This is a genomic window from Fodinibius salinus (assembly GCF_008124865.1).
GTDB lineage: Bacteria > Bacteroidota > Rhodothermia > Balneolales > Balneolaceae > Fodinibius > Fodinibius salinus.
On sequence record NZ_VNHY01000002.1, the window covers coordinates 269,225 to 294,970 of the forward strand.

A 25,746-nucleotide genomic window follows, 5' to 3' on the forward strand; every position below is an offset into this window, starting at 1 on the left:
AGAAAACTGGAATATCGTTTAGATAATATCTTGCTGACGATATGATGGAGCAAATCCTAAGTGGAGTATTATAATAATGGATTGTGCCATGACGATTTTTCCTTGTCCCACTTGTAAGAGTTAATATTCTGATGTTCCAGTGTAAACTTTTTTTCATTTAAATCCATTAAAGTTACTTCTACATTCAATTCATCTGCAATCTCAATTAAATCATCAATAACTTTAGGTTTCATCCTGCTTCCCAGATAGATGTGCTTTATAAAAGGAAAAGGTATTTTATTATTAAAATAGTTACTGATACGACCATCTAAGATAATTCTCCATTCTTTTTCATAACTCCACTTAGTAGATTTAGTTATGAAAGCCTTATACAAAATCTCATCTATACCAACCTTGTTTATAAGATTTCCATCTTTATCAATAGTTAGCTTTTCAAGCTTAGTTCTTGGAATGTTAACTCGGTTCGAGGAGTAAATTATGGGGAACAGACCAGCAAGAATGAGAAGGTTTATATTATTTTCAGACGAATATGACTCATAGCCGTTTTTATTTTCATACATTTTAAAAAAATTGGCGGGCTTTAAGCTAGATATATCATATTCAACACAGAATCCTTTGTGATTATCTGAATAATGCGCCCACATTTGAATCATTCTTTCCAAATCATTTCTAGCTGGTGGATAATTCTTTGATTGTAAGTTCGCAAATGAGGCAACTCTGATATTAGTCTCACGAATTTTGTCAATTTTTTTACTTACTTCTTTTTTCGACCTTCTCCTTATTTTGGTTATTTCTTTTTTAAAATCATCGCTTTTCCTTCTCATTTTAGAGATTACTGACGAATACTCTTCATTTTCACTCAATGCGTGAGGATAAATGCCTGGTTTAGAATCAGCTATTCGTCTATAATCTTTTTTAGAAAAACCATCAGACTTTGCTATAAATCCAGTTTTGTCAATATGTTTTAATAATAAATGTTTTTCATAGTTTTTATAATCTACCCCTACGTGGCTATCAAAAGGATCGTTGAATGAGTTTGGGTGAGATAACCAAAGTCGCCTTTTTCTTACATCAAGTATGTTACTCGAAGTTGGGGCATAAAACTTGAATAGAGTATCTGGAATTTTATTATCCTTTGATTTAACCAGTTCTGGATTTTTAAATACTATTTTAGAAAAGGAATCATGGGATCCACTTTTTAAAGAAAAAACATCTCTGATAAAATGTTTTTGCCATTTACGTTTTGTCATGTTTAGATAAATTAATTTGAACCTTCATGCTGCTCTCTGATTTATTCATAGATAAAAAATACTGCCTACCTAACAAACTGGATATGAACTACCGAAACATTGGTTTGAAAAATAAAAGATTAACTAATAAATGGTATGAGAGCTAAGAAGTGGTAAGGACTGTCCACGTTGAGGAGAGATTAGCTAAATATTTTTTGTAATAGCTATGGCGACTTGAACCACAATAGTAATTTATTAATCGTTATTTTTACGCAAATCTGACTCTGCTTCGAGCTGGAAAAGTTTATTTAAAAGTAAAAATTCAGAAATTTGATCACTTAAAGATTGTCGCTGCTCACGATGAGCTTTAGGATTACGAAATGCCATGTACACACCCACAAAAATCTGTGCCCTGCCTTTTTGTTCAGCAGTATTAATATCTGGCCAGTACAACACCGAATCTTCTTCAAGAAATGATTTTGAAAATAACTTAGATCCATGTTCTTCTATTCCAGTACGCTCACGAACTACATCTTCCAGTCTTTTATATCCTTGGAAAATCTGCTCATTTGGCGATTCCCTAAATTTACTGGCTAAGTCTAATAAACGCGGTTCGATTAAACCCAATGGAAGTATTGGGGCTATTTTCTGATTCAGCGTTTTATTTAAATCCAAATCTAAATGTTCTTTTAAGACATAGTCTCCCCAGTTTACAGCTTGAGCTGATTCTGATTTTTCAATACGCTCTATATCATCTTTAGTGAGAGCAGAAGCATCAAGTCTAGAAAGAAAGTCCTCACTTACAGATATTTCTGATACATCGATTTCTAGCTTGTCAAGTAAGGCAAGTATAAATGAAAATGCGGTTGCACCTCCGCCCCTATAATCCGATGCAAATCCAGATTTTACAGCAAGGAAATCACCAACTCCTATATCAAGTAATAAAGCATGATGGTTATCATTTGAAAGAATCCAAACATGATTTATGGATGTGTTAGATTGAATTATTCGAAGTACTGCTTCTTTACAATCATTAGTACCACCTGAGATACCAACATATTGGATACCAGCAAGCTCCTTATTTTGGTTCTCTGTCATTGAATTAAATTCTTTTTTAGTTAGGCTAGCGGCACCCCGTATAAGTTAACACTGGATTATTAATTTATTTATAAAATACAAGGTTAATGATAAAAAATGAGGCTAACAAGAAAGGGACAGCAGCTCCGTTCGCTGATTATATGCATTAATGAAGGTGTAACCACACTTCAAAACCTTTAAAGAAGACCAACTCCATTATTCCACCTTTAGGATTATCCACGAAATATCTTCTGTAGTAAAATACCTCCTCATTTTGACCGAATTTTTCCATATGATTAAGCCCTTTGTCTCCATGATCTGCAACTTCTTGAAGTGTTGAGTTTATATCAGAATCCTCCCAATATATATTTGGAGTAAGAGCAGATATTTGACCATCCCAATGCTCATTTTTTTCGTGATAATAAAGTGCATAGCCCATTCTTTCGAACTGTTTAATTATTCTATTATGGTCAGTACTGATTACGAAATGTTTTTCATCCCCGATATTTTTGTATTGACTATTCTGGACAATAATCCTTTTTAACCCCTCATCTTTTTTTAGCGCTCGTTTAATCTTTGTGGAGTAGTGTTCTTTAGCTAAAGGTCCATTTTCATAATGAGCAGTTATAACAGCTAAAAGGTATGAATCATCGGTAGATTTTTGTGAATTATGTACCTCACAAGATGGTACTGTGATTAAATTTTTACGATAATCCTCACTACCCTTCAAGTCTTTTGTTTCAGGGAAAAAACATTTAGGAGGTACATGCTCTTTTGAGGTAGCTTTATTATCACACATGTAACATTTTTGTTCGCTCATACCTAATACACTAAAATGACATTGCGCTTAACCGGCCCAACAGTGTTGAATTAATTATAAAGTGAAAGAGTAACTAATAAACGGAAGGGAGGCAAGGAGATGATGTGGCCTGTCCGCGTTTAAGGGGTTAGCTGTACTAGTTTAAATAAGAATTAATTAGTTCTTCTCGTTTCTCAATTTCCGGTAAAAAATCGTCTAGATTCTCGAAGTCTAAATGGTGGAATGTATTTATTAGAGATGATTTTAAAATATCTACTGCTGTCAGAATATGATGAGATATTTTTTCTAAATTCCAGTTAGTTAAAACAGAGAATTCCACACTGTTTTCTTTTTCAATCAAATGTCGGCTTTCAACTCTTAATATTTCATTATGTGTATCTTCACAAAGCTGACCATAAATTCCGGCATATGCATCTTTAATGCCTGCTAATTCGAAACGATCCTTAATTTGTGTGATATCTATGTCAAAGTTTGATAAGTGTTGGTCTACGTTACTTTTCTGTTTTCTATATTCTTTAATTTTACTTCCGATATCGCCATAGTTTTCAATTGTATATTGCAAAAAAGGATTATCTGGCTCTTCAAAAGTTACTTGTAACTTCTTGATTTTTTGCTTCAAATGATTCGATGTCAATACATATGGGTAATTTTCATGCTTACATAAATTTAAAAGTTCAACGTAAGCTTCCAGTATACTTCTCAATATTGGTGGGATTGCAATTAGATTATCAGTTTTAGTTAAACTTACAATTGCATCTGTATATTGGATAATTGAGGAACAAAAAGATGCTATGTACAAGTCGGTAGCATTATTGTCGATATTTTCTTGACTTGATATCGATTTAGTAGCTAAATCAACGATTTCTTTTAAATTCTTGATGAGATCTTCTTTCTTCATCGTATCCAAAATTATTTAGTACAGCTAACGACATTGCACATAAGCTGCGTGTGCAGGCCAACATTGAATTTGTTTTAAAATGTACTACAGAAATTGAGAAACTGAAAATCAGCAGGGAAAGGCGAGGTACGTCCGCTAAAGGCGGGGTATTTTACGCTCTTACTCATTAATATTCTCAATTTCTCCAATCTTGTAAGACTCTTTTCCTCTTTTGGGATACCAAACTTCATTATTCCGGAGTACTGATTCAGGAAATAAAAACTCAATCACATTGTGAATAAAATAGGCTTGGGCTTTATTTCTTAGTTGATATAAATGCCACTTTTCATGCGGTTTTTGGGGTTCAAGTGGTTTTGTTTCCCAATAACGGATGAATAAATCTCTACCAATAGATGCTGAATTTACTCCGATGCTCGAAAAATGCTTAGAGTTCATTTGTAACTTTTGGAGTAAATAATTTTCATCTGGTAATCTTCCCACTTCATATGAAAATAGACCAAGAAAAGCTCTTCGGCCTGCTACCTTTCGGTGTAACTTTGAATTCTTTTCAAGCCGTTCAATAATTCTCTGATAATTTTCAGTGCCTATTGTACTCTTCACCTCAATTATGCCTTTAACTAAATCAGGAGTAACAATTACAAAATCACCGTCCTGAAATAATACAGGTTTTGAGGCATCATAAATAAGTATGTCGATTTGAGATGAACTGACGTATTGAGAATCATCATCTTTCGGTTCTTCATTATTGCTGACAAAAAAACCTCTACCTACACCAATATTATCAGGTAAATACCTTTTTAAAATTGCTCGGAGGACACTTTCTTTCCATTCTCCATCAGATTGATGATGCTGGCCTTCGATGAAATTATTTACCCTAGATTTTAGTGATTCTAATTCTAAAGTAATCGATTCAAAGTAGTCCATATATCGAAGAAATCAAGTAACATAACGGCCCACGAGTAACCGGCGTGCAGACCGACATTAATTATTAAAAATGTACTATAGAATTTGATGATCTAAAAACTTGGCAGCCAATGGCGAGGTACGTCCGCGTTGACGCGCTTGCTAAGCTGCTATAATAGTTAATTATAGCTAAATTTCACTTCGTCTTTTGGGTATCTGATGGTTCAAAAAGTAATTTACCAATCCACCATATTGCTCGTCCATAATTCGAAATCATTTGTTCACCCTGTCTCAGAAAAGACTGGCTTTCATCAATTTCTGCTAATTTTAACGCATCTCCAATGTTCGAACTTGTCGGATGAGCATCACCTACTCGCATGTCATATACACCCACAATTGGGCCAAAAATTCGACGAGCTTTTTCAGGTCCTACTTTCTGAGCTAGAACATTCTGTAGAAGTTTGTTCGAACCAAGTTTTTTCTTATCAGGGTGTGTTGAGAGCTTACGGAGTTCCTTGACATCAAGGCGATCAGAAAAAACACGAACAAGCTCTTTAGCTAATCTCAATAATGATTTCAGATCCTTGCTCGCGAAGCGGGATATGTGTTGCGTAGCTGAGGGATGCTCAATATTATGTGTGAAAAGAGAAGCATTAAATTCTTTTCGAAAACCCACCTCTAACATTTTCATAACCTTGAAAAGGAGATCTTCAACAGCGTGAGTAGATGCAGGTTGGGTTTTTACTTGTGCAGCTAATAGCTCATTTGAAACCTTTCCATCTGGGACAACGTTATGCGCCGCCCAAATATGCTGTTCCCATCCTTCGAGGCGAGCAATATCGCTGGCGTAGACGGTGATTAAATCTGAAGAATTAATTCCAAAATGAGTCACGTACCCAGATGTGGATTCAATACCCCCTGTTTCTGCCGTATACCACTTGAGAGAAAACCCACGAAGACTGAGAAGCTCGTTTACTATGCTTGATCGGAACCATAGCCATCGTCCAATATCTTCATTGTATAAATCGTGAGATCCCATGCGTGATCCGTCAGTCTCAACTATGAATTGGGGAAGATTTGTATCTTCATCGCCTCGGACACGCTTGCTTTGACCATTGTGGTCAATCCATTCATCACGCCAAAATTCACCCTCAATCCGTATACCTTCAAAGCCACTCAAATGCCCTTCCGAACTTTCATAATCAGTATTTTCATTGTTCTCGGGGCCCATCACAGGGGCGTCTTCTTCTTCATCAATATCAGTTCGCCAAGTACGCATTAAAGCCCAACCTCCACCAAAGACATCATCTAAACTGCGAATTAGGAGTTCAAATTTTCCACCATCTCGCTGTTCTTGCATATTTTCTAGATTTGCATAGTCACTATCCTCAAGTGAAGAGATATTTTCAACTCTGCTACGGTAATACGAAAGACGAAGTGATAGATTTCTTGCTGCCAAATAGTCTATGAGAAATTCCCGTTTGATTTCGATAAGTCGATGATGCCCTTTTTCATCAAGGACCTCTCGAGCTACTACAACAAAATTTTCTTCTGGCCTTACCCAGTTTGTTCCTTCCTTAATCAAGCGAAGAGCCACAACAAGATCAGGGTTTAGTATCCATTTTCTACCACCAATTATCGGTTGTGGGTGCTCAAAAACGAGTTGAACTCCGATTGGTTCTTTATCACTGCGTTGATACTGCTCTATAGACGCATAATAACCATCTTCATATGCAAATGGTTTTACGTTACAACTGATGCCAATGTCACTCCAACTAAGTTGTTCTGCAACTTCTCTATGTTCTGGGGGGAAAGCTACAGAGCCGCACCCAAAATATTCTTCAACATAACCTATATTCTTCACAGTACCTTTACCTTTTTCATCGGTATAGGAAGCTCTTAGAGGAACCCAAGTCGCATTGGAAAAAAATCGTCTAGTTACTTTTTTTTGGAGAATCCAATCTTGATTCATAGTAAACTGATTAACTTGCAGTATAACGACCCACGGGATAAGCGGCTTGGAGATTAAGAACTTAATTTACCAGACAAAGCTGTAACCGCAAGGAGACAGAACAGAAACCAAGTTTGTACCAAGTCCGCTTGATGCCGTTGTTATGCGTTTTTTTATTTTTGCTTTATTAAGTTTTGGAGATACATATCAATATATTTTTTTTCATCAACTATTTTTTTGGCTCTCCTTAAAAGACTGATTGCAGAATCATAATCATTTTGTAGCTCAACCAAATATTTTGACAATTGGATATAAGTCATGAAAGATTTGGGAAATTCTTCTGTAATCTCATAGAAAAGATCAATCCCTTTTGAAACATCTTTTTTTGATTCAATTAGAAACGTGGCCTCAGAAGTCAGTATTTTTTCATTATTAGGGAAATATGATTTTGCTTTCTCAATCATCTCTTCTGCATCTTTAAATCTTTTTTTCTGAGTTAGAATAGCGATAGAATGTATATAAGGCATTAATTGGTCAGGTTTCAGCATAATTGATCTTTCGTAACATTCTAAAGCATTATCGAATGCTAATAAGCCTTGTAGATATACTTCACCAAGTTTATAAAATGTGTCATGATCATCCGGATTTCCAATACCAGCTTTTTCTAAATGATAAATTGCTTTTTCGTAATCTTTTTGAAAAGCGAAATCTCTCGTAACTAGAAAAAGAAGGGAACCCATATTTTTATGTAATACATAATTATCAGGTTCTATTTCTAGGGCTTTGGAAAGTGTTTTTACCGCTTCATTTGGTTGTTTCAAATTTTTATAAACAAACGATAAATAACCTAGCGCTAAAACGTCTTCAGGATTTCTTTCTAGATAGTCTTTCCAGAGGATTTGAGCCTTTTTAGGATTGTCTCTATTTATGCTTTCTAAATAGGCTTTGTAGTAAAGAATTAAATCATTGTCGGGAAATTTGATGTATAACTTTTCGATTTCCGCCTCTTTTTCATCCAAGTCATTTAAACTATCTATTTCTAATATCTGTGCTTTGATGTGATCCTTGTCTATATCTAGATATTCAAAAATTGCTTTGAAATTTGAATTCTTACATTTTTTGAATGAGACAAGCTTTGTATCAGTTAGCAATTGAAGAAAGTCTGAAATACTTAAGGATATATATTCAATTTGTTTTGCATCATCTATTTCATTTGAAGATTTGAGGGGATTAGTAGAATTGAGTTGAGCTTGAAGTTTCTTAGAATAATTATCCCAATATTCGATGTATTGTATCCTTGATTCTGGATCAAAAATGTCAACATTATCGAAGATTGGTAGTAACCTTTCATTGAAGTCATTTTCTTTGGAAAACTCGATTAACTCCGTCAAACAATTTTTTGATTTTAAGTAAGCATCAGAAATAAATAATAAGCAATAATCATGTTCACGTACTGACTTCATGAATGATGGAAGATTATCTTTGTATTTCAGGTCATTAACATCTCTTGTAATATTAATTCCTACCTTTTTAAAGGCTTCTTCAATATCATCGACTTTCTCAGAGTCATTCCAAGAATATGATATAAAGATAGATGGTTTGTTATTATTCAAATCAGTATTGCTATAACTATTCAAATGAAGTGTAGAGAAGAAAAACGTATAACCTTAGCTTATGTGTATGGGTTAAATACTATTCATTGTCAATATACTATGCAAAGTTGACCTTTAAGTTATCTAATAGGGATTTATCAATATATTTTTCATACAAGGCCATTTTATGTAATACAAATAGCACTCACACATAATATTATTTATCCAAATACCTCCCTCTTAGAAGAACTCTTCCCAAATTAGCACATCCTGTTTCTTCTTTTCCCATCCTGTCCCAATCTCTGGCAGTTTATTGCAGGCTATTCCAGCCCATCCCGGGGTATTTCCCTTGATTTGAAATAGTGTTACGTTGACATCGATGATTGACCAAACTGATACAATCACGACATATTAACCAACGACTGGCCGATGCCTGAACACTTGTCGAATACCTTAGAAGCCCAGCCCCGCGACTACGCCACCACCCTTCAGGAACTGCGAGACGGGATCCCCATCTTCGGCCGCATTACCGGCCGGACCGACGATCACATCGATGTCGAAAAGGATATTCCCTTTAACATCCGTTCGCCCTTCAAGGTGGCCAAGGCGATGTGTCGCCTGGAGCCCGGCATCTATACCTTACATACCGGCGACGACCATGATATCGAAATCAATTTCCGGATTGACGATCCCAGCAAGCAGGCCGAAGCCGCCACTGACTTCGTCGGACAACCAACAGGCTCCAGCCAATCAAACGACGAGGGTTATTACAGCAATCGCATTCTGCGCCTGGAAGGGGAGCTCCATGACGCCGACCGCAAGATTCGCCAGCAGGTTGACGAGATCATGACCCTCAAACGGGAGCTGGCCGAAGATAAGACCACCACCCTGCTCACCCACCAGAAAGAGCTGGCCGACCTGAAAGAATCCCACCGTAACGAAATCGATCGCCTCAAAGAAATTCAACGTAGCAACCTTAAAGCCCTCGAAAAAGAGCTTGGAGAACTGGAAAAAGTAAAGTTCCGCATGGAGATGGAACAGAGAGCGGGCGGCCGAGACGCCGGTAGCCGCATGCTGGATATGCTCGAAGAAAATGCCCCATTGTTTTTTAGCGTCATCTCAGGGCTCTTTGCCCAACGGGCCGGCAGCCAGGCCCAACTAACCCCTGAGCAAACCGAGGCTTTTAAAGCCGCAGTAGCTAAAAAGATACAACCACAGAACAATTCTGACCTACCCCAACAAGATGCCCTCCTGAACAACGAAGCCGAACAACCCAAAGGTGCCGGGGAGGAGACTCCTCGGCACCTTCCCGCCGACGAGGGTGATCTTCCAGAGTCCTTGTTAAACAAAACCGATGGACTAACGCTGAACGGTAGCTTTATTTCGCCCGATGCAGGTGGCCATCCCGAATCAACCATGACCATATAACCGACTTTGAACAACCCCGCCATGAATCCCGATCATATTACGCTGCTCAAAATGGCGCTCGAATACCTGGGCGACCGGCCCGAATCTTACGCTCGTTATGCCAAACGCATAAAATCGCAGTTGGCACTGCTGCAGTCCTGCGGGCGCCCCATTACGATCAACGACTGGACACGCATGGCCAAACTACTTTCCGAAGAAGCGATAAGCAGGGATATAGGAGCCGAACGCATTGCAAAAACGATATATCCCCTTGTGGATGGATTAGGGCAACACGCCAGGACGCTTGCCTATATCCCTGCCCCTTTCGCTTGCCAACAGCTGCTGCGACTTACCCGCATCAACGCGAGCACCCAAATTAGACAACTGCTGACCCAGGTCATCATCCAGCTACAAAAACTGGTCACATCCAACGGACTTAAAACTTAGACAATTCCCATGCCGACCATTACTCAACAACCCGTTACCAATCTGCGAGACAACATCTACGATACCCTGGATTGCCCCGGTATAACGACCATCACCCGCTCCCGGCAATTTACGGGCGTGCTGATCAGCCTGGGTGACCTCGACCCGAAATTGGCCAAACGCCTGCAAGATGTCACAATACGCAACCCCGAGCACGGGCTACAGCTACTGCTCGACTATATCACCTACCGCTCTTGAGCAGCCACTATCCCCATATAACTCCTTCCCGACAAGCAGTCACTACTGACGATTCAGTGACGAGCAAAAAGGCGGCAGCACCCTCTCCCCAAAGAGGTGCTGCCGACCCTATTATTGCCCACCGGCGACCATACCCTGGTATTGAAAGCGTCTTGGGACTAGCTTCCCAGCTGGTCACCAAGTACACTGGGCGCGAGGACATCCGCGAGCTAGCGCTAAAAATCACTCGTTGGGTTCCCAGGAATATAAGCACAGGCCTGCCTGACCTACGAAATATAGATCAGATTGCGGGTGCCATTTACAAGTGGATGACGAGCAACATCAACTACGTCCGCGACCCCTGGAATATCGAACGCATTCAGTCCCCGGATGTCACCTTACGGCAAAAAGCCGGAGACTGCGACGACCACGCAATCCTGTCGGCGGCCCTGTTGCAAAGCTTAGGGATCCAAACAGGTTTTCGCATTGTCAGCCGAACGGGGCGAACCTACGACCATATTTATACCGTCCTTCGCTCCCCACAAGGATGGAAATCCTTTGATACTACCGTAGCTAAATATCCCGGATTTAAATTCGATGAAACCCTCATCAAAAAATCCAAACACCTGCCCAACCGGATGCCGGATGGATTAGGCATTGACCCGATTACCCTGACCGCTGCTGCCACAACCGCCCTGCAAACCGGCATCACCATGAAAAGCATGTTTTCAAAATGGTTTGGCGCCAAAGATAAAGACGAGCGTATCCAGCGCGGCCAATGGCGAGACTATCTGATGGCCCGAGGGGTCCGCTCGGACGTCATTTCGTTTTCTCAAAAGGATAACGCGATCCTCAGGAAGTACGCTCAGGTTATCCAAGAGTACGGCCAACCGGCCGTTGATCATCTAAACCGGTTCGGTAGTCTGGACAATAGTTTTTACGCGAATCAACAGAAAATCCAACACAAGAAATGGCTCCTCTACGGCGGACTCTCGGCCGGGCTTCTCACGCTGGGCGGGATGAGCTATTGGGCCCTAAACCACTGATAATTTTATGAGTAGCTCTTACCTCCGACCTGTAGCTATAGAACTTGAGAATGATCAATTGATCATATCCAACGACCTGACGGCCAGCAATGGATTGGAAGGCTGGGAAGAAGATGATCCCTGCCGGTATGCCAATCAAAGCTGCCGGGGCAAGATGTTTGGGGCATTAAAGAGGTGCCGGCGGAAACGCGAAAAATCGCAAGCCCTCTGCAAGGCCCATGAACGCAAGCTGGCTGAAAAAAAGAAAATAGAACAGGAGAAACAGCAGCTCATGACGGCCCTTCAGCATAATGTTACTGATACTGCTGCCAAGCAAGAGACTGCCAGCACCGCCATGATTGCTGGGGCCGCTGTCGGAGGGGTGGCCATCCTGGGAGCTGTAGTCTTCCTGATTGCCAAAAAGAAAAAATCTAAACCGCAATAACCTATCCCTACTCCTATGAACAGCAGCTCTTTCGACCAAATCGATTTTTTGCAGACGACCCGCCCATTTAACTACAGCTTAACAAATAGCTTCCTTCCTCCGGTGGAGTCCACCACCACGAAGAAAACCAAGTTTGGCAGTATCCTGAATGACTTGTCCAGCTTTTTGACCACAGCGGCCGATACCGCCGTGACTGTGGACGGGGTTATCAATGGCGGAAAAAACAACCCGTCAGGCAATGGCCTGACCCCCGAACAACAGATGGCGCTAATGCAAGCCCAGAAGTCAAGCGGGGGCAGTATGACGACCGTTCTGCTTATTGGCGGTGTGATCGCCGTCGGTGGGGCTATTATGTATTCGATGTTAAAAAAGAAGGCCTAATATGATAGAAGCTATTCCGACAACAAGTCATCCTGTAGGTATTTCCCACTACACAGACGGGCATATTCCTAGCGGGCGCTATCCGAATCCCTCTCAATCGGAGGAAAAAGTTTACCTGCAACCGGCCATCGAGCTGCAAGATGTGGCCAAGGGAGCCGTGGTGAAATCTTCCGACAAAAAATCTCTCTGCCAGCAAATGGCTGAAGAACACCCAGGCGAAGCCCTCCGGGATTGGCTGATCCGCAATAAAAAGACCCTGGGATGGATCGCCGGGGGATACCTCGTATTTCGAATCATAACCAGACGAAAACAGCAATGACCCAGACCCAATCTGCATATAGCGACAACGGGCTAGGGGCCACCCCTATATCCGGTAATATTATAAGCACGGAGGTGGGAGAACTTCGCATTATCGGGCGGCATCCCGAGCGCGGGCTGCCCAAATCCGGTGTTCCGTTCTCTATCGATATCGAGATTGACCGCTACCGCAACTTCTGGAACTCGTTTCTGCTGATCTCCTGTCCGGACGCGGTTGTGGCAGCCCTGGATCCCCAAAGCCGAAAGGTACTGGCTATATCCCGCATCCTCACGAGCATGTGGGATGGGTGTCGGGGACAAACGCGGCTGGTCTTCGGGCGCTCCTTCAGGCCCGACCGCAATCATCCGGTTATTTTTGAACTGCACCCCGGTAATGTAACGGAGGCTACGATATCGGAGGCCAAACCCTTGGCAACGTCGAAGGTGATGACGCTGGATCTTGATATCGAGGAAGGCACCCAAAGCGGGGTGTACGCCGAACCTACTGAGCCGTGGTACGAAATTAGCTTGCCGAACCCGCAAAGCGCATTCAGTGGCGTCAATAGCACGCTCACCAAAGCATTATGGCTGGTGGGCATCGGCGCCGGAGCGTACTTTCTCGGCCCTCTGATGCCCGGGCTGCGAGACAGTCTGAAACAGATCACCCAGCCAGGCAACAACGACGAGGATCAAAAGAATGCGTGAGCTCATTGAAGGCCAGGATTACCAGATCGTCGATGATGGCATGGGAGACCTCAATAGTTACCTCCGCCAGACCGGCCGAAACGCATTTAAAAAAGCCATTGGCCTTGCCGATCGCGCTCTGAGTGGTCGGAAAGGACAAGCCGCTACCACGGCCCTTGTCCTGGCTGATCTGACCAAAGATAAGCGGTCCTTCCAGCAGGTTTTCAACCGAAACGCCGATGTCATTAACCGTTATTTCGAACACGTAGATCTGCAGGCGGTAAGCGATATGATCGGAATCCAAAATGCAGTCGCTAAAAGTAAACCTGTATCTATAATCAAACAGACCGGTATTTTTTCCGTTGGTATCGCCCTTGGCATTGCCGGACTCACCTTATATAACCGAAAACGATCTTAATCAATGACACTCAACATAGGCGACAAAGGTCCCCAGGTTATGCACCTGCAATCAGCTTTAAAGGCTATTGGAATTGACCTCCCCAAATATGGCGTCGATGGCATCTTTGGCCCCGAAACCCAGGCGGCCGTCCGACAGGCGCAACAAAAACTGGGATTGCCTGCCAGCGGCGTAGCTGACCAGCCTCTATTAAACAGGCTCGGCATTAACCGGCAAGCTTTACAAGTACCGCGAAGCACTCCCACAGCAAAACCAGCTCTCCTTGCCATAGGGGCCATCGCCATTATTGGAATTGGAATCGCAATTAAACAAACCAAACGGAAGTAATATGGAATCTATGACTGCCCAGCAGCTTGCTAAACTTAATATCAAAGGCATTAAAATTGCCCCACCCTATGGAAGACTTCTGGGCGAACCAGAGAAAAATGCCGTGATTTTTATTTGGGGCGAAAAAGGAGCCGGTAAATCTACCATGAGTCTGGGACTAGCAGACGCGCTGGCCGCCCACGGACGCATCGAGTACATTCCCGCCGAGGAGCACTTTGGTAAAACCCTGGTCGATCGCGTCAAGCGCTTGGGAGCTACCCACCGGAACCTGAATTTTACCAAATGGAAATCGATTCAGTCTCTCAAAGAAATTCTGCTTAAAAACCGGTCCTTCGCCTGCATCCTGGATTCGATTTCCGTGATTGATGCCAACGCCAAAGAAACCGTCGAGCTAGCCCAGTGGTGCCGCGAAAACGGGATCATGTTCGTCATGGTCTCGCATGCCACCAAAGACGGCCAGTACAAAGGCAACACCAGCATTGCCCACGAGTGTGATATCGAGATCAAGGTCACCAAAGAAGGCGGGGCCGAAACCGAGAAAAACCGATACCGAGAACTTACGTCCATTGCCGTACCGTTTACAGCGGATGATCGACAGGTACCCACCAACACATCAGTAGAAGATAACTCCGACGACAACCGAGAAAATCCTGTGGATACGCCTTTTAAAATTACGCTAAAGGAGCTCGACAAACTTCACAAAATCCGATCCTGGAAACGCATCAACTCCATGTTTGGAAGCAAAATGCCGTGTTACGCCCCGAAGCATTCCGGGGAATCTGAAAACGCCCACCTGTCCATCCGCTACACGGCCGACTACCCCAAGAAGCGATATATCATGGATCTGCTGCTGGACGGACACCTCCAGTACCAAGCCTGCACGGAAGGCAAAGGGGGCGGGCTCAAAGCGTGCTGGAAAAAGTTAGTCAACAAGTATGGAGATCTGGAGATCCGAATTTACAAGCAGGATCACGCCAAAGTGGTGCTGGGCGCCAAAGAATATAAGCGACAGGAACGTGCGCTGGGCAAGCAGGAAACAAAATCCACTCCCGCCAGCTCACCGGCCCCAAAGACCAAGAAGAAACCAGTGGCTGAGCCAAAGCCCGCTTCTACCAAGCAGCAAGAAAAAACTTCGTCGAACAAACAACCAACGACGAAGGATATTTCATCTGGCCAAAAACCAGAGCAGCAGATAGACCTCAAAGCCGCCAAACAAAGCCAGGCTAAACTGGATGCTTTCCTAACCAAAGTTTTAGGCTAACCCCCATGCGAGACAACCCAACTGTAACTCCTTTTGAAGATATTACGACCGATGACTATCCCGGTATTTTCGGGGATTTTGACGGCGACGGTATCCCCAACGCCGACGATCCCAACCCACAACTGGCAGGCGATACCGAGACCGTGGAAGAGACCAAACTCACCGAAGAAATCAAACAGCTGATTGCCCTTCGCGAGGATTACCAGCAGGCTTTGAATGAGGTAATAGCTTCACTCAAAGACTTGCACCCGACAGCCACTGTGAAGGGCCGCGTCAAATCTCCTTACTCGGTCATCAATAAACTGCGTCGCAAGCGAATTAAAGGAGATATCAAGCAAGTTGAAGCTGGCGAACACTACATGCAAGGCTTGACCGATATGGCCGGGTGCATGATCATGCTAGGTGATCAAACTGAGCTGGACCAAGTAGTCCAGAAAATTGCTTCAGGAACCGTTGGCAATGTATTTGAACATGAAGATAAATACGCCCAGCCGGTAGGCGGCTACCGGGCACACCACTTTATCGTGATGGGGGGTCCGGCCGGAGATATTCCCGTCGAAGTTCAGGTGAAAACCAAGCGTATGGCAAAAATTGCAAGCGCCGCCCATACTCCTTATAAGAACGGAATGCTTAACGCCCGACATATGCACCAGCTCACCAACCTGGCTTGGCAAGCCGACCAAGGAAATGATGAGGCTGCCAATCAAATAGATGCTCTTCTCGATAATCCAACCAAATTGACGCAACAGCTGACGACCCGCGAAAACCCTTCGTCCGAACTGCAAGTTCTCCAGGAATCCTTCATTGAAACGGTTAAGAAATTAGCACTGTCATTTTCATTAGATAAATTTCCAACCGAGCATCGCGAGCAGGCACTGCAGCTATTTCGCGAGCACGGAAATATTATTGGCGTCGACTTTGATAGTATTTTTTCTGGGACCCAACATGAAACTCCTACCCCCAAAAATAACTACACTCCATCATACCAACCCTCTGGAGATCGTGCGGGAGAAACCGAATATGGAAGCGATTTTTCCGGCCTCCAGCTTGAAAATTTTGCTCCTATAAAACTTTCAAAAACGGAGCGGCGCCGGGCCAATGAAGCGGCCCTGGCGGTCTTGGAAAAAGAAGATCGGGCCATTACCAAATCCGACCTGGATCTGCTTCGACAGTACACTGGCGCCGGCGGACTCGGATATGGTGAGGACGCTACCGGCACCGAACGCGGCCTACTCAACGAGCATTACACCTCCTACCCGTTAGTACATCTAATTTGGAAGAAACTTCAGGCTATGGGCGTGGACGGCGGCAACATTTTAGAACCCGGAGCAGGCGTGGGCAATTTTGCAGGATTTATGCCCAACCGCCAGGCTTTCCGAATGCTGATGGTTGAACGTTCTGCGGTAAGCTCCCGCATTGCCCAGCTCCTGTACCCGAGCCAACTGGTCCGGCACGAAAATTTTGCCCAGACCGACTTGTCTCTATATAACCTGACCGGAGCCATTGGCAATGTCCCCTTTGGGGATATCAAGATTCATACCCAGCGGGATCCGTTGGCCCGGCTAAATCCGCGCATCCACGACTACTTTATCTTGAAGTCCCTGGACGCCCTACAGCCCGGCGGGTTCCTGGCGGTGATTACCTCAGTCGGCACGATGGACAAGAAGGATCCGGCCATCCGGCAGGCCATGGTCCAGCGAGCCCGATTTGTGGGCGCCTACCGGCTGCCCTCGACTGCGTTTAAAGATAATGCCGATACGCTGGTTACGACCGATCTTATTTTGTTTCAGAAGTATCCTGACGTTGACGGGGAAACCCACCCCGATATTAACAGTGAATTAAACCAGTTGTTTGCTTACCAGGAACTGGCCGTCAGTATCACCGAACATAATGAGGAGTCGTACGGTGCTTACTACAATCCCTACTTCCAAAAGTATCCCGAGCAAGTATTAGGCGAACATATCCAAGGACACGACATGCAGTTCTTGACCCGCATGGGCGTAAAAGGCCAAGTGGACCAAGCGATGATTACCCGCGTGCTGGAAGATAATCTGGAGTTCCCCTATCCGCTTCCGGAGTCAGCACCGTTTTACCGGATCCCCGATGAAGGAGTGCGACTGAATACCGGCCGGGAGTACCATGCTGGGAACATCATTTTCCACGAAGACAAATTCTATGAAAAACAGCGCCACTACTTCAAACCCATAACCGTAGGTAACAGCGACAAAGCGGGCGAAGGACTACGGGCCAAGATCAGCTCGGCCTGCCAGATGCTCGACACCTATGATGATTTTGTCACAGCGCTAGCCCAGGATACCGCCCAGAAAGAGCCGCTACGCGGAGAGTTTAAACAACTTCTCGGGACCCATATCGACACCTACGGCATTCCCGATGAAGACGAAGACATCCGCAAGGTATTCCCCTACGACAACCGCCTGTATAAACTCACGACCTTTGTGAAGCGCGACCCGATCAGCTCGGAGCTGGTCTACGCCGATATTATTGATGCCGACTCCATGTTCAACGACAACTACGTACCGGCGGTCTCGGACTCCGATGACTTGGCTGAAATCGCCATGTATGGCCGCTCCATTGGCGAAGAACTAACGCTGGATTTCTACCAGTCTACCTATAAAGGAGGTACGGCAAGCCGAACTGAGCTCACCGAAGCGATCGAAGAGCATCCGGATTTCTTTTATAACCCCGAGTCCAATAATTATGAGTTTCGCTATCAATACTTGGCTGGCAACGTTCGGCGTAAGCTGGAAATAGCGGAAGACAATCAGTTGGAGAAAAACATCGAGGCGCTGAAGGCGGTTCTCCCGGAATGGATTGATGCCTACAGCATTACCGTGGATCCCCGGCACGTTTTCACCTATTTGCCGACGAAGGTGCTAACGGAGTGGATAAAAGATGAACTGGGCTACCGAGATGTTCACATTGGACTCGTCAAAGATAAAGCCGACCTCGGCAATCGTTTCTACATGAAACTCCGCAAAGGCGGGCGATATATTAAAAATGGTGAAGAGACGGCTGACGACTGGAACCAGGGTTGGGGCGAGACACCCTTCAGCAAAATAATTAACAACTATATCCAGGATTCCAGTTTCCCGCTGGTCTTCTACGACGAGGACGATAACGTGCTACGGGATATGACCCTCAAACGAGCCGACCAGAAAGGCTTGGGGGCGCTGATCGAACGAGCCCGCGCCAAACAGCGCACCCATAACGACCAGATGCTCACCCGCGTCCCCCAAAAATTCAACCAATGGGTGCGCACCAAAGCCTCCACCGAAATCCGAGAGCTCATCGAGCAGGCGTACAACCACGAGTATAATGCCCACATCAACCCGCAGTTCGACGGCAACACGCTTCGCGTTCGTGGCATGTCCGACACCTTCTATGGGGTAAAGGACTTTGCAGTCTACAAACACAACCGCGCAGTAGCCGAAAAACTGGTCTGGAACGGGCGGGGAGCGAATTGTCACGACGTCGGCGCCGGTAAGACGTTGGCCTCCATTATCACTTCCCAGGTATTGGCCCAGCAAGGCGCCTGCCGCAAACCGATGTTTGTGGTGCCCGGTAAAGTGCAGGAAAAATGGGTCGAAGAATATTCTATGCTGTTCCCCGATGCGAAGATCCTCAACATGAAAATGGCCGGCTCCGAACGCCACAGGGAACTCACCATGGCCCAGCTGTATAGCTGGGATGCGATCTTTATTGCCGATCATGCCTTCAAGAGCCTGCCACTATCCCCGGACGTACAACAGCAGATGTATTCAGATCGCGTCGAATACTTTGATCAAATGATTGAACACTTCGACGAGTTGATCGAAGAGGACGATGCCCTCAGCTCCACGGCCAAAAAGTCGATGGTCACCCGCCTGGAGAAGATGAAAGAAGAATGGGAGGCCAAGCTCCGCAACGTAGCCAGCGCCAAGCGCCTGGACACCGATATCTTTTTTGATGAGCTTGGGGTGGATGCCCTGTTTTTTGATGAGGCCCATTTCTACAAAAATGCGCTGGGCAGCGCCAAAGCAGCCAAGCTGGGTATTGCAGCAAATAAACCGTCCCAGCGGGCCGAAGATGCCCTCCAGAAAACCAAGTGGCTGTTTTCGAAAATAGGTTTTAAAAATGTCTTTGTATTAACTGCTACACCAGTTGTTAACTCTCCCGTAGAAGTTTGGCACATGCTCAACCTCTGCGCCCCAGACCTGCTGGAGAAATATCAGATTGCGAATCTGGACAACTTTATTAACCAGTTTGTCCGCGAGGAGGAAAAAATCGTCAAAAAGACCAACGGCGAATACCGGACCGAACGTGTGGTCGGCGGGTATTACAACCTCCCAGAGATGCGCTCCATTATCGATGAGGTCATGGACATTAAAAGTTACGATCAGCTGGTGGGATTCTACGAAAAGTTTCCTGATTTACTCAAAGATGAGGCTGGGAACATCGAAGTTGACGAAAAAGGCAATCCCAAAACATTAAAACCGAAATTCAAGCGACCCGAAGCCGAAACCAAACAGCAGGTCATTGAGCCCAGCGAAATTCACAAATTGTTATTTGACGATATCATACTCCGAGCTGATAACATTCTCGACTGCATGCGCCAGCGCGGATGCCAGACCAAGGACAACTTCCTGGTGATCACCGGGGATGGCAGTAAAATAGCGACCGACCTTCGCGTGTATGATAACAGTTTTAAGGGCGTCGATGGGAAATTTCTGAAACTCGGGGCCCTAACGCGTAACGTAGCCGAAAGCTACGCCCACCGAGAAAATCCCACTCCAAGCAGGGTTTCAGAAAGTATCTATGGGGATTTCTTTTCGAAAGTACCGTTTGCCCGAGAAAATCCAAATCCATACGAAGGCCGGTCCCGAAACAAACTTATTAGAGAACTCAAATCTCTAGGGCACTTCGATGAAGTGACCGGTGAAATTGAAGCCACTGAAGGTGACTTGCACGCAGTACCAGTTGGCAAGCAATTCTTGCTTAAGAAGATTGAGAAACAACGCGAAAAACATTCCGATGGCAGCGATCAGATGGAGGAAACCTTTGATCGGGCTATTATGATTGTTGAGGCCTTATACGCAGGCCGCGAGAATCCCACGACCCCCGTACTCCGTAATCAAATTATTTTCTGCGACTGGATCTCCGTAGAAGGCCAAAAAGGTGGCAGTTACCATCAACTTATCAAGGAGGAACTGGCGAAAGCAGGCATTCCGGCCACCGAAATAGCCATTATTAATGGTTCTATTATTGGCACCGACAAGAAAGGTGATGACTATTTTATTTCATCCTCTGATGATAAAGAAGCCCTCAAAAAACAGGTCCAGGATGATTTCAACATCGGAAAGTATCGCGTGCTGATCGGCAACCAATCGATCGCCGAAGGCATGAACCTGCAGAAATGGACCACTGACCTGCATCACATGGATGTGCCTTATACCCCATCGCAGATTCAACAGCGCAACGGGCGCGGGCTCCGGCAGGGTAACCAGCACGGAAAGATAAACATTCACTTTTACCTGATGAAGGATTCCTTCGATCAGTACCGCTTGGAGCTGGTCAGCAAAAAGCAGAGCTGGATCGATGAACTCTTCTTCGGAGACGGCCGGGAAACCTCCGCGGACTCCGAGGGAGAATCCCTAGAATACGAGCAGATGGTGGCCGCCACCAACTCCGATCCCAGAGTCAAAGAGTTTTTCCAGTCCAAAGCCCAAACCAAGGTTCTAAAAAATCACATTGAATCGCTACTCAGCGAAACTCAGCGCCTGAAGTCTTCGCTGGGGCAAGCAAACCAGGATGTGACTACACGCACCGAGCGAATGGAATCCGCTATTGCCCGGGAGCAATCCCTTATTGACTGGGAGCTGCCAGCCTCGGCCCAACAGGCCCTTGACAACGGACTCATTCGCATCGGCTGGCTGGACTACAGCGGAGAGATCGGGACCATTGAAAACAACCTGTCCTCCGACGGCAAACGCGTGCCGCGTTTCCGCCACGAGCTGTCCCTCGAAGTCCCAAAAAACAACGCCAATGGGCGGGTGCTGTTTAACCTTATTCCTGACCCCAACGCACCCAACCGAAGTTTCTATAACAAGATCAAATGGAGCTCGATCAAGCAGATGGCGGGCCAGCAGCTAACCGCAGCCTTCGGCTGGTCTATGAACGAACCCGTCCAATCCGGGCGAAGTCTGGCGGGCAATAAAGGCAACATAATTGCGGATGAGTCTGATTTTTACACCCATTACGAGATCGACATTGAGGCCGAGAAAAGCAATACCAATCCGGACGGCACCGAAGTCACCTACGACCAAATAAAGCAGAAGCTGGGCATGTACAAAACCCAACAGTGGCTGCCGATCATTAAAGCTAAATTGGCCGCGCTCTTCCTGGCCTTAGAAAAAGGATGGCAACAGTCCGCTCAAGCCCGAATTCAGCAGATCACCGCCGAGCTGGACCGCTCGAAGAAAACCCTGAAGGAATTGGAAATTACCCACGAGCAAACGCGGAAAGAATTAGAGCAAGCTCAGGCCAACCTGAAAACCAACCAGGACACCGTAACCAAGCTCCAGGATGTGGTCAACGAGTTGGTAAAAACCGAATTTTCCGACCGATCGGAGCTCTACGAAGAGCTCAACCGCATTGCGCCCACCTATGGCGTAAAAGGAACCGTGCGCATCCGGGAGGTTGGCATCTATCGCGACAGTACCACGCCAGCAGATGATATACGTCCCAACCGTTCAGACAGCCAGAAAAAAGAACAAACCTTAGAAAGTCTTCCCACGCCCCTGAAAACATTATATGGCGAACCCCTGGTATATGCGGGAACCGTAGGCGAGCTGGAATTCATCGATGCCAAAGGTTTCATGCAGCGCATCCTTTCGGATAATCAGGATATGGCGATGATTATTGACGGGGAGGGAACGACATTGTTCGCTTTCCCCACCCATCGCATGAAGCTGCTCAAAAGCGCGGTTGACAGCGACGAAGCCACCCGAATGTACGAGGAGTTTCACCATTTCCCTCCGGATGAGTACGACTATGAGCTGTTTCCACCAGCTGACGCCGAATTAGTTTCGGTCGGCCACGCCGATCGCATCATGTACGCCAGCGACAAGGTGATCTACCCCGGCGACGAGAAAGGGGAAAACCACCAGTACTATCACTACTTCGACGACGGCAAGCGACCCATCTTCCAATATGGAGACGTGTATATCATCACAAACCTAAATATTGACGGCCGAGGCATCCTTAATTAACCCTATCCAACCGACTTATGACCCAACGAATATTTGCAAAAAATCCAACACACTTGGATGTAATCGAAAACCCAACAACTCCAAAACCTGCAACTATGGCAAAACAACTAACAACCGAAAAAGCTGTCAGCGAATTTAAGCAGCAGCTTATCACTGCCGGATACATTGTGGGCGGCCAGGCAATTGGTGCGCAGCTGAATGGGCTGGCCGTTCCCGCTATTTTAGGCGGCACCTCGGCTACCGTCCAGCAAGCGGCCCGCGTCGGCCTGCCCCTCACCTTAGGCATGGTCTTCACCATGTTTTCCAAAAACTCACACCTTCGCGGTCTCGCAATGGGACTAGGCGTACAAGGCGTCATGGAACTGATCAAGTTCATTATGCCCGACTGGACCCCCTCGCAAGGACTCATGGAAGGAAGTGAATATCTGTGGAACGAGGAGGACCTACCGGCTACCGTTGCGCCTCAGATCCCATTGCCCGACGGAACCGGACATGTTTCTCAACTTGAAACCACATTTGAGGAGACCGTGGAAGTCTAACTACGAGTTTCTCTACTCATAGCTCACGCTGAACAGGGGACTGCTTACGGGAATAAGCTAACGGCCTAATGGCCCTACCTAAAAACCCCTATAACATTTACGACCTATGAGTACCCAAATTTCAAAAAAAGCAATTGTACCCGCCAGCGCCCGCATCAAAACCTATTTTGATACGCAGAAAGTAGAACAAAACGGGGCGGTTCTAAATTTCTTTCCGCCGAACTCCACCCGGAAAATTACCCGCAACAATTACGTGGGCAATCCTTTTCCCGGTGAACTGAAGCGGCGCATCCTGGCTCTTTCCTTCGAGGTTACCAAACAGTTTATCGAGGATGACGAGGCTAATGGTATCGACGCCCAGGCCATTGTCAACTCCCTAAAAGATGCCGGTGTGATCTTGCAGGCTGACAACGACAATAAGGAGTTCCTGCGCGTGCCCATCGCCAAGCACTCCAACTTTTCGGGCACCGATATCCAAACAGTAGCCGGAACGGCCAACACAGTCGATGCTCCTGTCATATACAAAGATGTTGCCTGCCTGCGGTCGGCCGCCGAATACCGCCTGGCGGATCCTTTTGATCTTGCCGTCAACCAGACCCTCTCGCTCTCGGTTCATTTCGAGGATTCCTCGGTATTCCCGAGTGAGGAGAACTGGACAACTTCCGGCCAAGGCCTGCTCTACCTGCAAGCCAGCATTGTCGTTGCTGAAATGAAGCCCGAGAAGTAACCCCCACCCAACCGGCAGCGGCTCCTGGCCGTTGCCGGCTTTATTAATTGCTCAAACGCTTGCCTACATCATTATGAAAATAGTAAAGAATTTTATTCCTCCAACCGAGTCTACGCCTTTTAATCCGGCCAAATCGATTGACATTCCTGCCGGTGCCAGCGGCCACCTTTCGATGAATGGCATGGGCGGAGAAAGTTTCGGCGTCCGAAAAATACTGCCCTACAGCTCCCACATGGACAAGGTACTCGTTTCCGCTCGGCTAAATGAAGACCTGTACCTGTTCCGCGACCTGCAGCTTTCTGTAGTACACCGGCTGTTCCAGCGCATCGATGGTCTGCTTGCTCCGTTCATTATTCAGAAGAGTAACAGTCTGGTCTTTGAGCTGTCTAACACCCACAGCGCTGGCCAAACGGTCAACATCCAGCTCATCGGCTATGATCATTTCAGCATGGCAAAGCTACTTAGTATCTACCAGGACATTGGCAGCCCTATGCCTCAGCCGCGCTTTCTCTACGGGCAGGCTACCATAAATCCGGGCGCTGTCAATATTGACATGGGCGTCAAAGCGAAAAGCATTGACGTAGAAGCCCGCCGATTGGCCATGAGCAGCGACCGTCCGGGCGATATCACCGCCAGCCTGAAGATCTATAATACGACTATCCGCAATGAGGTTTATCTGGAGCAACTTAACGACGAGTTCGGCCAGTTCTATGCCAACGTCCCATTTATCATTGGCTCGAATATGCCGTTCCAGGTCTATGCCACTAATAAAGGTTCTTCCCAGGCAAACGTAAGTTTTCTGTGTGAAGCTTATGTGGTTGAAACATCCGACGCTAATCCACTGGAGGTATAGCCCCATGTGGAACAGCCTCATTCAATCGCTTTGCGAGCTTACCGGGAAAATAGATGCGCTGCTGGAGCAACTACAGGCTCCCTCTACATCCATTGGCATCGGCCCAGCCGGTCGCATTGGGACCTCCATATCACCCGTCCTCAAGCAGGGGACGAGTCCTGTAAAACTGGTAAATGGAAACCCCACGCGGCTGGGCGTCATCATCCATAACAGCAGTGACGGCGAATTTATGATCGCACTGGACGAGGCTCGCATCAATGGGCGGTATTACACCTTTAAGCTCAAACCCGGCGAAACCCTGCATATGGATGAGCGCCAGTTTAAAGAACTCTATAAAGGCGGGATGATGGGCCTGTGGGATGAAGACTCCGGAGCACTGGAAACATCCAAAGCTCTCGTAACCGAAATCTTCTGGTCCCAATAGCCCTATGAGCGAAATCACCGGCAAAGAGTTTAGCGAAGGATTTAAAATGCGGGTCGTCAGCGGCATGCTGGTCGACGGTTCCATCCAGGTGTCATGGGCGACCGGCAGGAAGGCCTCTTCCCAGATGGATTGGGGACTGGATCCAGATAACCTGGCTACCACTCCCGAGTACCACCGCGAGCCTTCGGAGATGGTGCGCTACCATACGCTCTATTTCCCAATTACATACCTTGATGCCCGGCACTACTTCCGGGTTCGATCCAAAACCGCAGGGGGACAGATCGGCCAATCCAGAATTTATTCTGTCATTACGCCCGATGATGTCCAGCAGGCTACCCAGTCTCCGATTGGCCAGGTCATCTTGGACCTACAACCCATCGAGGGCGAAGAAGGAAATCTACTTTGCACACCAATGACGGATACCCGAGCCGATCACCAGCCGGAAGCGACCTCGCAATCCATCACAAGTGGACTATCAACAGATAATAACCTGTCGGAGCTGACGGGAGCCACCAGCAGCAATGCCACCACCAACCCCATTACCATTATCTCTTGAC

25 protein-coding genes are annotated in these 25,746 nt (G+C 45.9%); 17 read left to right on the forward strand and 8 right to left on the reverse strand.

The genetic code is table 11. From position 1 onward, the window contains the following. Positions 1 to 68: 68 nt before the first annotated feature. From LX73_RS06035 to LX73_RS06065, 7 genes are all read right to left on the reverse strand, one after another. Positions 69 to 1,250 carry a DUF2971 domain-containing protein gene (locus tag LX73_RS06035; protein ID WP_148898590.1) on the reverse strand — a complete coding sequence of 394 codons (1,182 nt, stop codon included), beginning with the start codon at positions 1,248 to 1,250 and terminating at the stop codon, positions 69 to 71. A 234-nt stretch (positions 1,251 to 1,484) separates the two neighbouring features. Then, positions 1,485 to 2,327 carry a TIGR02391 family protein gene (locus tag LX73_RS06040; RefSeq protein WP_148898591.1) on the reverse strand — a complete coding sequence of 281 codons (843 nt, stop codon included), beginning with the start codon at positions 2,325 to 2,327 and terminating at the stop codon, positions 1,485 to 1,487. A 145-nt stretch (positions 2,328 to 2,472) separates the two neighbouring features. Further along, positions 2,473 to 3,105, reverse strand: a complete 633-nt coding sequence (locus LX73_RS06045; protein ID WP_148898592.1) for a hypothetical protein — start codon at positions 3,103 to 3,105, stop codon at positions 2,473 to 2,475. 157 nt (positions 3,106 to 3,262) lie between these two features. Then, the gene (locus LX73_RS06050) at positions 3,263 to 4,024 is read right to left on the reverse strand and encodes a DUF5677 domain-containing protein (RefSeq protein WP_148898593.1); all 762 of its coding nucleotides are present in this window, start codon (positions 4,022 to 4,024) and stop codon (positions 3,263 to 3,265) included. Between the two features lie 159 nt (positions 4,025 to 4,183). Then, positions 4,184 to 4,948 (reverse strand): DUF6602 domain-containing protein, encoded by a 765-nt coding sequence (locus tag LX73_RS06055; RefSeq protein WP_148898594.1) that lies wholly within the window; start codon positions 4,946 to 4,948, stop codon positions 4,184 to 4,186. A 175-nt stretch (positions 4,949 to 5,123) separates the two neighbouring features. Further along, positions 5,124 to 6,899 carry a hypothetical protein gene (locus LX73_RS06060; protein WP_148898595.1) on the reverse strand — a complete coding sequence of 592 codons (1,776 nt, stop codon included), beginning with the start codon at positions 6,897 to 6,899 and terminating at the stop codon, positions 5,124 to 5,126. Positions 6,900 to 7,051: 152 nt separating this feature from the next. Then, positions 7,052 to 8,491: a toll/interleukin-1 receptor domain-containing protein gene (locus LX73_RS06065; RefSeq protein ID WP_170245600.1), complete on the reverse strand. Its 1,440-nt coding sequence runs from the start codon at positions 8,489 to 8,491 to the stop codon at positions 7,052 to 7,054. Positions 8,492 to 8,899: 408 nt separating this feature from the next. Between LX73_RS06065 and LX73_RS06070 the strand changes: the two genes are divergently transcribed. From LX73_RS06070 to LX73_RS06080, 3 genes are read left to right on the forward strand one after another with little or no spacing between them, the layout of a single operon-like run. Next, a complete protein-coding gene (locus tag LX73_RS06070; protein ID WP_148898597.1) occupies positions 8,900 to 9,898 on the forward strand; it encodes a hypothetical protein in 999 nt (332 codons plus the stop codon). A gap of 21 nt (positions 9,899 to 9,919) precedes the next feature. Further along, positions 9,920 to 10,324 (forward strand): hypothetical protein, encoded by a 405-nt coding sequence (locus tag LX73_RS06075; RefSeq protein WP_148898598.1) that lies wholly within the window; start codon positions 9,920 to 9,922, stop codon positions 10,322 to 10,324. Positions 10,325 to 10,333: 9 nt separating this feature from the next. Next, positions 10,334 to 10,561 (forward strand): hypothetical protein, encoded by a 228-nt coding sequence (locus tag LX73_RS06080; RefSeq protein ID WP_148898599.1) that lies wholly within the window; start codon positions 10,334 to 10,336, stop codon positions 10,559 to 10,561. Positions 10,562 to 10,568: 7 nt separating this feature from the next. On the opposite strand, the gene LX73_RS12950 is transcribed toward LX73_RS06080, so the two are convergent. Beyond that, positions 10,569 to 10,763, reverse strand: coding sequence for a hypothetical protein (locus LX73_RS12950; RefSeq protein WP_170245585.1), 195 nt, complete (start codon positions 10,761 to 10,763; stop codon positions 10,569 to 10,571). On the opposite strand from LX73_RS12950, the gene LX73_RS06085 reads away from it, so the two are divergent. The 14 genes from LX73_RS06085 (at position 10,714) to LX73_RS06150 (ending at position 25,745) form a co-directional block, all read left to right on the forward strand. Further along, a complete protein-coding gene (locus LX73_RS06085; protein ID WP_170245601.1) occupies positions 10,714 to 11,586 on the forward strand; it encodes a transglutaminase-like domain-containing protein in 873 nt (290 codons plus the stop codon). The genes LX73_RS12950 and LX73_RS06085 overlap by 50 nt on opposite strands. Before the next feature lie 7 nt (positions 11,587 to 11,593). Beyond that, complete coding sequence (locus LX73_RS06090) at positions 11,594 to 12,010, forward strand: hypothetical protein (protein ID WP_148898601.1); 417 nt, start codon at positions 11,594 to 11,596, stop codon at positions 12,008 to 12,010. A gap of 15 nt (positions 12,011 to 12,025) precedes the next feature. Further along, on the forward strand, positions 12,026 to 12,391 hold the full coding sequence (locus LX73_RS06095; protein WP_148898602.1) for a hypothetical protein: 366 nt from the start codon (positions 12,026 to 12,028) through the stop codon (positions 12,389 to 12,391). Between the two features lies 1 nt (position 12,392). Next, the gene (locus LX73_RS06100; RefSeq protein ID WP_148898603.1) at positions 12,393 to 12,710 is read left to right on the forward strand and encodes a hypothetical protein; all 318 of its coding nucleotides are present in this window, start codon (positions 12,393 to 12,395) and stop codon (positions 12,708 to 12,710) included. Further along, entirely contained in the window at positions 12,707 to 13,393 is a 687-nt protein-coding gene (locus LX73_RS06105; protein ID WP_148898604.1) for a hypothetical protein, read from the forward strand. Before LX73_RS06100 ends, LX73_RS06105 begins: the two co-directional genes overlap by 4 nt. Beyond that, positions 13,386 to 13,790 carry a hypothetical protein gene (locus LX73_RS06110; RefSeq protein WP_148898605.1) on the forward strand — a complete coding sequence of 135 codons (405 nt, stop codon included), beginning with the start codon at positions 13,386 to 13,388 and terminating at the stop codon, positions 13,788 to 13,790. The genes LX73_RS06105 and LX73_RS06110 overlap by 8 nt, the downstream gene beginning before the upstream one ends. A 3-nt stretch (positions 13,791 to 13,793) precedes the next feature. Further along, entirely contained in the window at positions 13,794 to 14,117 is a 324-nt protein-coding gene (locus LX73_RS06115) for a peptidoglycan-binding domain-containing protein (RefSeq protein ID WP_148898606.1), read from the forward strand. A 1-nt stretch (position 14,118) separates the two neighbouring features. Further along, positions 14,119 to 15,378 (forward strand): DNA repair protein RadA family protein, encoded by a 1,260-nt coding sequence (locus tag LX73_RS06120; protein ID WP_148898607.1) that lies wholly within the window; start codon positions 14,119 to 14,121, stop codon positions 15,376 to 15,378. A 5-nt stretch (positions 15,379 to 15,383) separates the two neighbouring features. Further along, positions 15,384 to 22,646 carry a helicase-related protein gene (locus LX73_RS06125; RefSeq protein WP_148898608.1) on the forward strand — a complete coding sequence of 2,421 codons (7,263 nt, stop codon included), beginning with the start codon at positions 15,384 to 15,386 and terminating at the stop codon, positions 22,644 to 22,646. 17 nt (positions 22,647 to 22,663) lie between these two features. Then, positions 22,664 to 23,185, forward strand: coding sequence for a hypothetical protein (locus tag LX73_RS06130; protein ID WP_148898609.1), 522 nt, complete (start codon positions 22,664 to 22,666; stop codon positions 23,183 to 23,185). Between the two features lie 106 nt (positions 23,186 to 23,291). Then, positions 23,292 to 23,912 (forward strand): hypothetical protein, encoded by a 621-nt coding sequence (locus tag LX73_RS06135; protein ID WP_148898610.1) that lies wholly within the window; start codon positions 23,292 to 23,294, stop codon positions 23,910 to 23,912. Between the two features lie 73 nt (positions 23,913 to 23,985). Further along, positions 23,986 to 24,765, forward strand: a complete 780-nt coding sequence (locus tag LX73_RS06140; protein ID WP_148898611.1) for a hypothetical protein — start codon at positions 23,986 to 23,988, stop codon at positions 24,763 to 24,765. Between the two features lie 4 nt (positions 24,766 to 24,769). Continuing rightward, entirely contained in the window at positions 24,770 to 25,189 is a 420-nt protein-coding gene (locus tag LX73_RS06145; RefSeq protein ID WP_148898612.1) for a hypothetical protein, read from the forward strand. Positions 25,190 to 25,193: 4 nt separating this feature from the next. Beyond that, positions 25,194 to 25,745 (forward strand): hypothetical protein, encoded by a 552-nt coding sequence (locus LX73_RS06150; RefSeq protein ID WP_148898613.1) that lies wholly within the window; start codon positions 25,194 to 25,196, stop codon positions 25,743 to 25,745. Position 25,746: the final 1 nt, after the last annotated feature.